Origin of the sequence: Geobacillus sp. FSL W8-0026 (assembly GCF_037966255.1) — a bacterium.
GTDB lineage: Bacteria > Bacillota > Bacilli > Bacillales > Anoxybacillaceae > Geobacillus > Geobacillus icigianus.
In genome coordinates this window covers 797,932-808,695 of sequence record NZ_CP150194.1, presented here as the reverse complement: position 1 = coordinate 808,695, position 10,764 = coordinate 797,932, and the positions used below count along the sequence as shown (strand labels likewise).

Here is a 10,764-nt window from a genome sequence, read left to right as displayed (position 1 = left end):
TCCCGCCCCCGTTGGGACACCCTCCCTCATTTTTTGTTCGACCCTACTCGCCCCGTTTGTTTCACCCGGCGTGGCCCCCAAATGCAACGGTGCGCTTCGGCCCACCCTTATTCTATCCTTTTCTTGAGCCCGCTCTAGGAGGCAGGTGATTTACTCGCACAACCGCTTTTCCGAGTAGAAAAGCTTGTTCCATTAGCCTCTATGTTCACACGTTCCATCGTTGATCAAGGCAAACAATGATTTTTCACCAAGCCCTCTAGAAGGCGGGTGATTGAAGGGAGCCGGCCGCACACCAATCTTGTTTCCCAAATAGAAACACCCTGTCACATCAGATCGCCTTTCACACGCTCCCCCATTGCCGAAAAGAAACAACCGCTTTTCACCAGCCGTCTAGCAAATGTTCAGTCTTCCATCGTCGACAAGTCGCCGGTCGGCAAGTTGAGCTCCCACGCTTTTAAGACGCGGCGCATAATTTTCCCGCTCCGCGTTTTCGGCAGTTTGCCGCGGAACTCGATCTCGCGCGGCGCCGCATGGGCAGCGAGCCCTTGTTTCACAAATTGGCGAATGTCCTCTTTCAGCTCCTCGGACGGCTCGTACCCTTCACGAAGCGCGATAAACGCCTTGATGATTTCGCCGCGCACCGGGTCTGGCTTGCCGATGACGCCGGCTTCAGCCACCGCCGGATGCTCAACGAGCTTGCTTTCGACTTCAAACGGCCCCACGCGCTCACCCGACGTGTTGATGACATCATCGACGCGCCCTTGGAACCAGAAGTAGCCGTCTTCATCCATGTAGGCCGAATCGCCGGAGACGTACCAGTCGCCGATGAAATATGATTCATATTTTTGCGGATTGTTCCAGATCGTTTTCATCATCGACGGCCAGCCTTTTTTGATGGCCAAGTTGCCCATCCGGTACGGCGGCAGGACGTTGCCTTGGTCGTCGATGATCGCCGCCTCAACGCCCGGAATCGGTTTCCCCATCGATCCCGGCTTGATGGCCATGCACGGATAGTTGCAGATCAAGTGCGCCCCTGTTTCCGTCATCCACCACGTGTCATGGATGCGGCGGCCAAACACTTTCATCCCCCAGCGAATCACTTCCGGGTTGAGCGGCTCGCCGACGCTCAAAATGTGGCGGAGCGAGCTTAAATCGTACTTTTTCACGATCTCATCGCCGGCGCCCATCAGCATGCGGAACGCCGTCGGCGCGCTGTACCAAACGGTGACGTCGAAATCTTGAATCGTTTGATACCAAGCGTCCGGGCTGAACCGGCCACCGACGACGACGCTGGACGCTCCGCACAGCCATGGGGCGAAAATGCCGTACGACGTCCCGGTCACCCAGCCCGGGTCGGCCGTGCACCAGTAAATGTCGTCCTCTTTTAAGTCGAGCACCCATTTCCCCGTTTGATAGTGTTGAATCATCGCGTTATGGACGTGCAAAACACCTTTCGGCTTGCCGGTTGAACCGGAGGTGTAATGCAAAATCAACCCGTCTTGGCGGTCGACCCATTCGATGTCAAAGTGCTTGCTCGCTTCCTTCATCCGCGTTTTCAAATCGATGTACGGCCCTTCCTCGGTGATGCCGTCCCCGACCAAGAAAACGTATTTCAGCTCCGGCAGGTCGCCGACCGGCACGCGCGGCAGCAGCTCCGGCGTCGTCACGATCGCTTTCGCCCCGCTGTCTTCGAGACGGTCGCGCACCGCGTCTTCCATGAACGCCTCAAACAGCGGTCCGACGATAGCGCCCGTTTTGATGATGCCAAGAACGGCAAAATACAGCTCCGGAGAACGCGGCATAAAAACAAACACGCGATCGCCTTTTTGAATGTCAACCGTCTGTCTCAACACGTTCGCTACTTGGTTGGACAGCTCTTTCATTTCTTTGAACGTATATTTTTCCTTCCGAACCGCATCACGGTAGTAAAGCGCCACTTTATTCTTGCGGAACGATTCGGCATGGCGGTCGATCGCCTCGTACGCCATGTTGACTCGTCCCGTTTCATACCAAGAAAATGCTTTCTCAGCTTCTGACCATTGAAAATGGGGATATGTGTCCTCATAGCTTTTCAAGTTGTAATCCCCTTGTACGGCTGGCAACAGTTCCGTCTTCATTCTCCGATCCCCCTTATGTAAGTGGTTACATTTTTATTATAGTGGATCGTTCACAGTTTCTCAATTTTTAAAATATTCATCGTCCTCGCTTTTTGAATTTTTTTTGAATCGCTTGTTATGATAGCGTTTTCATTCCTGTTTTCATGTATAATGGAAGCAGAACGATCGATTCAGGTGGTGACCGAATGGAGCATCGAAAAACGTATAATGCCAAAGAGCTGAAAACACCAAAAGGAACGCTGCTCATCGAAGGGCCAGTGACGCCGGAAGCGTTGGCCCGCTATGCGTTTCACCATGATTTGACGTCCTTTCGCCAACCCGAGAAACAGCACCGCGCGCTCATTGACATCGCCCATCTTCCCGAGGGGCGCATCATTATCGCCCGCCGCGGCGAAACGATCGTCGGCTATGTGACGTTTTTGTATCCCGACCCGCTCGAGCGGTGGTCGGAAGGGAACATGGAAAATTTGCTTGAACTGGGCGCCATTGAAGTCATCCCCGAGTTTCGTGGGTTTGGCGTCGGCAAAAATTTGCTGATCGTCTCGATGATGGACGATGCCATGGAAGACTACATCATCATTACAACCGAATATTATTGGCATTGGGATCTAAAAGGCACTGGGCTGAACGTATGGGAATACCGAAAAGTGATGGAGAAAATGATGAACGCCGGCGGACTTGTCTGGTATGCGACCGACGACCCGGAAATTTGCTCGCATCCGGCGAACTGCTTGATGGTCCGCATCGGCAAACGGGTCGACGCCGAATCGATCCAACGGTTCGACCGGCTTCGGTTTATGAACCGCTACATGTACTAACATATCGGATGCCTAAAAAGCCGGTGACAAACCGCTGTCACACGCCGATCGGCGGCGTTTTCATTCAGAAGAGAAAGCGGATTCTGCAAGGTTTTTTCTAATTGAGAAATGAGTGGAATCAGTCGTTTTTGCACTAAATCACCAGCCTCATAAAGGGAGAGGGAAACGATGCTTGTTGAGCAAATCATGAAATCGCCGGTCGTTACGCTCCGCGCCGCGAACACGATCGCTGAGGCGCTGCAGCTGCTTCGAACGCACCGCATCCGCCATTTGCCGGTCGTCGATGACGAAGGGCGCTTGATCGGGCTTGTCACCAGCCGCGATTTGCGCAGCGCCAGCCCGCCGATTGACGATCTTCCTAAACAGCTCGATGATCTGCAAAAACCGGTCGGCTCCATCATGAACACCGACGTCATCGTCGGCCATCCGCTCGACTTTGTCGAGGAAGTGGCCGCGCTCTTTTACGAACACCGCATCGGCTGCCTGCCGATCGTCAACAACGGAAAACTCGTCGGCATCATTACGCAGACGGATTTGTTGCGCACGTTCGTGGAACTGACCGGCGTGCATCAGCCGGGATCGCAAATCGAAATTAAAGTCCCGAACGAAGCCGGAATGCTTAGCAAAGCGGCGGCCATCATCAGCGAGCGCCATGTCAACATCGCCAGCGTCCTGTTGTACCCGGACCCGGACCCGAACGACAAAATTTTAGTTTTCCGCGTGCAGACGATGAACCCGCTGCCGTTGATCCGCGACTTGCAAAACGCCGGCTATCACGTGCTATGGCCGAACTTGCCGGGGGTTACGTCATGAGCCAAAACTGCGCCTTTGTCTACAGCGAGGATTTTCTTCAGTACAAATTTCATGACGACCACCCGTTCAACCAGCTGCGGGTCAAACTGACGCATGATTTGCTGCGCACGCTCGGCGCTTTGGATGATCGACATATCATCGCCCCGCGCATGGCGACGGACGATGAACTTGCGCTCATTCATGACCGTTCGTACATTGCGGCGGTCAAAGCAGCCGGGCGCGGCGAACTGCCGGAGACGGTGGCGCTCAACTACGGCCTCGGCACAGAAGATACGCCGGTGTTTCCAAACATGCATGAAGCGAGCGCTCTGTTGGTCGGCAGCACCCTCACCGCCGTCGACGCCGTGCTGTCCGGGCGGGTGGAGCACGCGCTCAACCTTGGCGGCGGCTTGCATCACGGGTTTCGCGGCAAGGCGTCCGGCTTTTGCGTCTACAATGACAGCGCGGTCGCCATTCAATATATCCGGGAAAAATACGGGCTGCGCGTATTGTACGTCGACACCGACGCCCATCACGGGGACGGGGTGCAATGGGCGTTTTACGATGATCCGAACGTCTGCACGTTCTCGATTCATGAAACGGGCCGCTACTTGTTTCCAGGGACGGGAAATGTCAACGAACGAGGCCATGGGGCGGGGTATGGCTATTCGTTCAACATCCCGGTCGACGCGTTTACGGAAGATGAATCATGGCTGGCCGCCTACACGACCGCCCTCCGGGAAATCGCCGATTTTTTCCGTCCCGACGTCATCGTGACGCAAAACGGAGTCGATGCCCATTACTATGACCCGCTCACCCATTTGTCGGTGACGATGAAAACGTATCGGGTCATTCCAAGACTTGCGCATCAAATCGCTCATGAATATTGCGGCGGACGCTGGATCGCCGTCGGCGGCGGGGGCTATGACATCTGGCGCGTCGTGCCGCGGGCATGGGCCCTCCTTTGGCTGGAGATGACCGATCAAGCCGATGTATTCGGCCCATTGCCGGCCGCTTGGCGCGAACGATGGCAACCGCTTTCACCCGTCGCGTTGCCGCTCGAGTGGGATGACCCGGATGATTTGTACCCGCCCATTCCGCGCCGAGCGGAAATTAACGAAAAAAACGCCCATACGGTGGAAAAGGCGTTGTCGTTCATCCGCCGTTCCCATTCGAACCAGCTGTAGCCGTGTGTTAGGCGGCAAAGCGGACGCGGCGATGTCCTGAACGCCAGCCGCTGCCGACAGCCCCAACGCCGGACGACTTCGGCAGCTGGCGGTCCGCCCCGCTCGCCGGGCGAACGGCGCCTCCTCCTTTCCTGCGCGGCTTCGCGCCGGCGCTTGGGATGAAGACTTCTGAGGCTGGTTGAAAGCCAACGGCCTTCACGATCGGCAAACATCCCGCTTGGCAAAAGAGCGGAACGAATCTTTTTTGCCCGCACGAACGAAAATGGCTGATTCCGAACGCGTCTAGGCGTGGAATCAGCCGTTTTGTCATTTCGTCGACTCGCGTACCTCGAGCCGGTGCGGCAACACAACGATATGGTTGTCAACCGGCTCTTTGTTCATATACTTCGTCAACAGCCGCATCGCCACCGCCCCGATGTCATACATCGGCTGGACGACGGTCGTCAGCCGCGGCCGCACCATCGTCGCCAATCGCGTGTTATCAAAACCGACGACTTCCAAGTCATCCGGCACGCGCACCCGATGGTCTTGGGCGCTGTGAATGATGCCAAGCGCCATTTCATCGGTGCCTGCAAACACCGCCGTCGGCCGTTCGGCAAGCTCGGCGATTTTTTCATACGCCTCCAAGCCCGAATCGTACGAGTTGTCGCCCTCGATGACGAGCTCTTCATCATACGACACCCCGCGCTCCTCAAGCGCCCGGCGATACCCGGCCAACTTCCGCTGGTTGATCGGGTCGTCGGTCGGCCCAGTCACATAGGCCACGCGGCGGTTCCCTTTTTCCAACAAATACGTCACCGCTTCAAACGCCGCCTGCTCGTAATCGATGTTGACCGACGGAATCTCCTCCGGACCCATCGTCGCCGCCAGCACAATCGGCACGGACGACTTTTGAAATTCGGCGGCGTGCTCCTCGGTGATCGTCCCGCCCATAAACAAAAGGCCGTCCACTTGCTTGGCGAGCATCGTATTGAGCAAATGCAGCTCCTTTTCCTTGTTTTGATCGGAGTTGCTCAAAATGATGTTGTATTTGTACATCGTGGCGATGTCCTCAATGCCGCGGGCCAGCTCGGCGAAGAAGATGCTCGAAATATCCGGGATGATCACCCCGACCGTCGTCGTTTTTTTGCTGGCGAGGCCGCGCGCCACAGCGTTCGGGCGATAGCCAAGCCGCTCGATCGCTTCAAGCACTTTTTTCCTTGTCGATGGTTTGACGTTCGGGTTTCCGTTGACGACGCGCGAAACGGTCGCCATCGAAACGTTCGCCTCACGGGCCACATCGTAAATCGTTACGGTCATTCCGTTCACTCCTTTTTACTCGATCCGATACCCGGTGAATTCCGAATGTATGTACACCTATCATACGATACATTATCGCCAACTCGCAACGAAATCGCAACCATTTTGCCGGTTTGTTCACAAACCGTTCACGAACGGCACCGCTTGACAACAACGGGCGGAAACAGCGGATTGGTTCACAAACGACCGTTCACAGGTAGCTTTCCCCAAACAATCGCCGGGCATGAGAAAAGCCGCCCATCAAATGGACGGCTTTTTTCGGCGGACCCTGTACGGCGCAAGCCGGGGAAGCGGCGTTACGCTTGAACAAACTGGCGCTGGAAGGCGCGCACTTCCCGCATAAACTCATCAAACTGGGCAAGGTCCATTTGCTGGGCGGAATCGGACAGGGCGACAGCCGGATCCGGATGCACTTCGGCCATAACGCCGTCGGCGCCGATCGCCAAGGCGGCTTTGGCGCACGGGAGAAGCAGATCGCGCCGCCCGGTCGAGTGGGTGACATCGACGAACACCGGCAAGTGCGTTTCTTTCTTCAAGATCGGCACCGCCGAGATGTCGAGCGTGTTGCGCGTCGCCCGCTCGTACGTGCGGATGCCGCGCTCGCACAAAATGATCTGCCCATTTCCTTGCGACATGATGTACTCGGCGGCGTTGATAAACTCTTCGATCGTCGCCGCCAAACCGCGCTTGAGCAAAATCGGCTTGTTTACTTGACCAGCTGCCTTGAGCAGCTCGAAGTTTTGCATGTTGCGCGCGCCGATTTGGATGACATCGATATAATCCAAGGCGGTTTCAATATCCGCCGGTGTGACGATTTCACTGATGACCGCCAAATCAAATTCATCGGCGATCCGTTTTAAAATTTTCAGCCCTTCCACGCCGAGCCCTTGAAAGTCGTACGGCGAGGTGCGCGGTTTGTAGGCGCCGCCGCGCAGCAATTTAATGCCGTGCTTCTTCACCGCGGCAGCGACAGCGGCGACCTGCTCATAGCTTTCGACCGCGCACGGCCCCATGACAAAATACTGGCTGCCGTCGCCGATTCGCTCCCCTTTGATCTCGACGATCGTGTTTTCCGGATGTTTTTTGCGCGAGACAAGGAGCGCTTTCCGATGGTCGTCCTCCTGCAGTTCGAGCGCCGCTTTGAAAATCTCCTTGAAAATGTGCTGCAGCGTTGACGTTTCAAACGGCCCGTCGTTATGCTCGGAGATGAGGTCGAGCATCTTCCGCTCGCGCACCGGGTCATAGCGGTGCGTTCCTTGCGCCTCTTTGATTTTGCCGATTTCCTGAACGAGCCGCCCCCGTTCATTGATCAGCTTCAGCAGCTGCAAGTTGATCTCGTCCACGCGCGCCCGCAGCTCGTCTAATCTGTCATTGCTCATGCTTCCCTCATCCTTTCCCAATATCGTACATCATTGCGCCGCCCAGCGGCATCCCCGTCATGGCGAACGGAGTTTTTTAATTAGTGTTTATTATAATCGATAGCCGCATCGTTGTCACGAAAAAATTGCTTTTTTAATTAAACGCTTTTAAGCATTAAAGCAAAAAACAAAAAACGAGGGCAGACGAGCTTGGCGAGACAAGCGCCGGACAGCCGGCGATTGTGAAGGAACTTGCTTTGTGCGTCAAACAACGAGCGGCCGGCCACCGCCAACCTCGTTCATCCCGTGCTGGCGACAATAGCCGTCCGCTCGTCTGAAGAAATCAGCTTCCCGCCGCCGTTTCTAGCGTCGCGTACGTGATGTTCCCATGCGAGGCGTGCCAAACGACGCGGCCGTTTTCAAACAGCAACGCTTGCGGCGACTCGTGCTTCACCCCGGTCGTCTCGGCAATATGGTTGGAAAGCGGGCGCGCCTCTTGGACGTACAAGCAATATACGGGCAGCTCTGGATGGTCGGCCGCAAACGTTTCGCATTCGCGGAACGCCGCCCGACTGATCGGGCAGGTCAGGCTGTGCTTGACGAACAAAAAGCGGCCCGTTTCACTCTTGAGGCGTTCAAACTGTTCGATCGTCTCCAGCTTCTTCATGCCCATAGCTCTCCCCTTCTTTCGGCGGCTTCACGTTTTTCTCGGCATCATCCAAGGCCGTTTCCGCTTCTTTCAGAAGGCGTTGGAGCGTGTCGCGGTCCATGTTTCCTGACGCCGCCACGTCTTTTATGTTTTCGGCGATCTTCGCCACGTTGTCAACGGCATTTCCCGCCTGCGCCGCCACCTCATCCGCCGCTTGTTCCACCTTCTTGGCGGCTCGATCTGCGACCTGTTTGGCGCGCGGCGCCGTTTCGCTGATCGTTTTTTCCACCGTGGTCATCATTTCTTTTGCCGTATGTTTCATTTGATTGGCCGTTTCTTTGAGTCTTTGTTTGGCGTTGGCGGCTGCTTCCTTTGTGGCTGCACCGACATTCGACACCATTTCGTTCGCTTTAATCGGGATGTATTCTGCCACTTCTTTCGTTTTTTCTTTCGCCGTTGTCAAAAAGTCGTTCGCCGTATCTTTGACCGGCTTCCATGCTTCTTGATCGCCCCATTCGGCGAGCCATTTCCGCCCTTTTTCGCTCGTCAAAAACAACGCCGCCGCCGCGCCGGCCAAACCGCCAACCAGTGCGCCAAGCAAAAAGTTATTGTCTTTGCCCATTGATTTCAACCTCCTTGCCTGATTGTTTTCTTCTCCATTTTGCCCATCGTTTGCGGAAAACATTTGCCTTTTGCAGCGTTTCCCACCATTTCATTTTCGATGAATCGGCCGCGCGCAAAAGCGTGGCCGCCGTCTGACGCAGGGCACGATTGGCCAATTTCAGCGCCTCCCCGGTTTCCCCAACGGCTTCCACCACCCCGGAAAGGGCGTGAACGTTTTTTTGCACATCATGGGCAACCCCGTTAGCCGTCTGCAAAAGCTGGCGCATTTCCCCCGCCACCGCTTGCACTTGCTCATCCGTGTGGCCGATCATTTCCGTTAAGCGCCGGAGCGTCTCCTGCAACACCGTCAGCGTTTTCGCTATGTAAACGGCCAAAAGCGCAAAAGCAAGCGCCACGACAGCGAGGCTTGCATACAACATCCACTCCACTCCATTTCCTCCCCTCTTCTGTTTTTTTTACCCTAATGGTTTCGACTTGAAACAGAAGCGGGCCTTCCCCTCCTTGGCCCGCTTGCTTGACGGTCGTCAGGCGGAAAGAACGACCCGCTCATACGCCTGCTGGAATTTTTGAATGTCACCGGCGCCCATAAACACCAGCACCGCGTCTTGATGTCGCTTGAGCACGGCGACATTTTCTTCCGCGAGCAGATGTGAACGCGGAATTTCCGCCTGCAAATCGCGGATCGTCAACTCGCCTTCATGTTCGCGCGCCGAGCCGAAAATGTCGCACAAATACACGTGATCAGCTTGCCGCAAACTTTCGGCGAACTCGCGCAAAAACGTTTGCGTCCTTGTATACGTATGCGGCTGGAAAATGGCGACGACTTCACGCCCCGGATATTTTTGCCTAGCCGCTTCTAACGTCGCCGTAATCTCGCGCGGATGGTGGGCATAATCATCGATGAGCACTTGGCGCCCGACCGTCTTTTCGCTGAACCGGCGCTTCACTCCTTGGAACGTTTGCAGCCCTTTGGCGATCACCTCGGCCTCCACTCCCTCATAGTGGCAAAGGGTGACGACGGCAAGCGCATTGAGCACATTGTGAGTGCCGAAGCGCGGAATGGCAAACGAAGCAAAAAACGTGTTGCGCACAAACACGTCAAACGCCATCCCGTCCGACGTTTTCACGATGTTGCGCGCTTGAACGTCGTTTTCTTCGCCAAGCCCGTAAAACAACATCGGCACTTTCGCTTGAATGTTCGGCAAATACGGATCGTCTCCACAGGCGACGATCGCTTTTTTCACCTGATTCGCCATTTCCTGAAACGCCGAAAACACATCGTCAATATTGGCGAAATAATCAGGATGGTCGAAATCAATATTCGTCATGATTGCATAGTCTGGAAAATAGGATAGGAAATGCCGGCGGTATTCGCACGCTTCAAAGATGAAGTATTGGCTGCTAGGCTCCCCTTTTCCCGTTCCGTCCCCGATTAAATACGACGTTGGATGCGCTCCTTGCATCACATGAGCGAGCAACCCCGTTGTTGTCGTCTTTCCGTGCGAACCGGTCACCGCAACGCTTGTAAACTGGCTGGCCAACTCGCCCAAAAAGCGATGGTAACGGATGACAGGAACGCCGAGCTCGCGGGCCGCCTCAATCTCCTCATGCGTATCCGGAAACGCGTTGCCGGCAATGACGATGCAGCCCGGGCGAATATTGTCTCTCGAAAAAGGCAAAATCGGAATGCCCCGCTCCTCAAGCGCCCGCTGCGTAAAAAACCATTTTTCCACGTCCGAGCCTTGCACGGTATGGCCAAGGCCGTGAAGCACTTGGGCAAGCGCGCTCATCCCCGTGCCTTTAATGCCAACAAAATGGTAAACGGTCATCGCTAAGCCCTCCAACCATCGTCTCTCTGTAAGACAGTATATGATCTCACACTCGTTTTGCCATTTCTTTCATCCGGCTGTGCCGGTCGTT

At 55.5% G+C, this 10,764-nt stretch carries 11 protein-coding genes; 3 read left to right on the top strand and 8 right to left on the bottom strand.

Annotated elements, in window-relative coordinates:
- Positions 1 to 401 precede the first annotated feature (401 nt).
- A complete protein-coding gene (acsA, locus tag NST29_RS04165) occupies positions 402 to 2,117 on the bottom strand; it encodes an acetate--CoA ligase (protein ID WP_339232747.1) in 1,716 nt (571 codons plus the stop codon).
- A 185-nt stretch (positions 2,118 to 2,302) separates the two neighbouring features.
- Between acsA and NST29_RS04160 the strand changes: the two genes are divergently transcribed.
- The 3 genes from NST29_RS04160 (at position 2,303) to NST29_RS04150 (ending at position 4,914) form a co-directional block, all read left to right on the top strand.
- A complete protein-coding gene (locus NST29_RS04160) occupies positions 2,303 to 2,935 on the top strand; it encodes a GNAT family N-acetyltransferase (RefSeq protein ID WP_033021955.1) in 633 nt (210 codons plus the stop codon).
- Positions 2,936 to 3,103: 168 nt separating this feature from the next.
- Positions 3,104 to 3,748: an acetoin utilization AcuB family protein gene (locus tag NST29_RS04155; RefSeq protein WP_033021957.1), complete on the top strand. Its 645-nt coding sequence runs from the start codon at positions 3,104 to 3,106 to the stop codon at positions 3,746 to 3,748.
- Positions 3,745 to 4,914 (top strand): acetoin utilization protein AcuC, encoded by a 1,170-nt coding sequence (locus NST29_RS04150; protein WP_033021959.1) that lies wholly within the window; start codon positions 3,745 to 3,747, stop codon positions 4,912 to 4,914. The genes NST29_RS04155 and NST29_RS04150 overlap by 4 nt, the downstream gene beginning before the upstream one ends.
- 7 nt (positions 4,915 to 4,921) lie before the next feature.
- Here NST29_RS04150 and NST29_RS04145 read toward each other — a convergent pair whose 3' ends face one another.
- From NST29_RS04145 to murC, 7 genes are all read right to left on the bottom strand, one after another.
- On the bottom strand, positions 4,922 to 5,224 hold the full coding sequence (locus tag NST29_RS04145; RefSeq protein WP_051985105.1) for a hypothetical protein: 303 nt from the start codon (positions 5,222 to 5,224) through the stop codon (positions 4,922 to 4,924).
- Positions 5,221 to 6,213, bottom strand: a complete 993-nt coding sequence (gene ccpA, locus NST29_RS04140; protein WP_033021960.1) for a catabolite control protein A — start codon at positions 6,211 to 6,213, stop codon at positions 5,221 to 5,223. Before ccpA ends, NST29_RS04145 begins: the two co-directional genes overlap by 4 nt.
- A 296-nt stretch (positions 6,214 to 6,509) precedes the next feature.
- The gene (locus NST29_RS04135; RefSeq protein ID WP_033021961.1) at positions 6,510 to 7,592 is read right to left on the bottom strand and encodes a bifunctional 3-deoxy-7-phosphoheptulonate synthase/chorismate mutase; all 1,083 of its coding nucleotides are present in this window, start codon (positions 7,590 to 7,592) and stop codon (positions 6,510 to 6,512) included.
- 322 nt (positions 7,593 to 7,914) lie between these two features.
- The gene (gene ytxJ, locus NST29_RS04130) at positions 7,915 to 8,244 is read right to left on the bottom strand and encodes a bacillithiol system redox-active protein YtxJ (RefSeq protein ID WP_033021963.1); all 330 of its coding nucleotides are present in this window, start codon (positions 8,242 to 8,244) and stop codon (positions 7,915 to 7,917) included.
- Positions 8,207 to 8,842 (bottom strand): YtxH domain-containing protein, encoded by a 636-nt coding sequence (locus tag NST29_RS04125; protein WP_081897244.1) that lies wholly within the window; start codon positions 8,840 to 8,842, stop codon positions 8,207 to 8,209. The genes ytxJ and NST29_RS04125 overlap by 38 nt, the downstream gene beginning before the upstream one ends.
- Positions 8,826 to 9,263, bottom strand: coding sequence for a DUF948 domain-containing protein (locus tag NST29_RS04120; RefSeq protein ID WP_231559903.1), 438 nt, complete (start codon positions 9,261 to 9,263; stop codon positions 8,826 to 8,828). Before NST29_RS04120 ends, NST29_RS04125 begins: the two co-directional genes overlap by 17 nt.
- A 105-nt stretch (positions 9,264 to 9,368) precedes the next feature.
- Positions 9,369 to 10,673 carry a UDP-N-acetylmuramate--L-alanine ligase gene (gene murC, locus NST29_RS04115; protein ID WP_033021967.1) on the bottom strand — a complete coding sequence of 435 codons (1,305 nt, stop codon included), beginning with the start codon at positions 10,671 to 10,673 and terminating at the stop codon, positions 9,369 to 9,371.
- Positions 10,674 to 10,764: the final 91 nt, after the last annotated feature.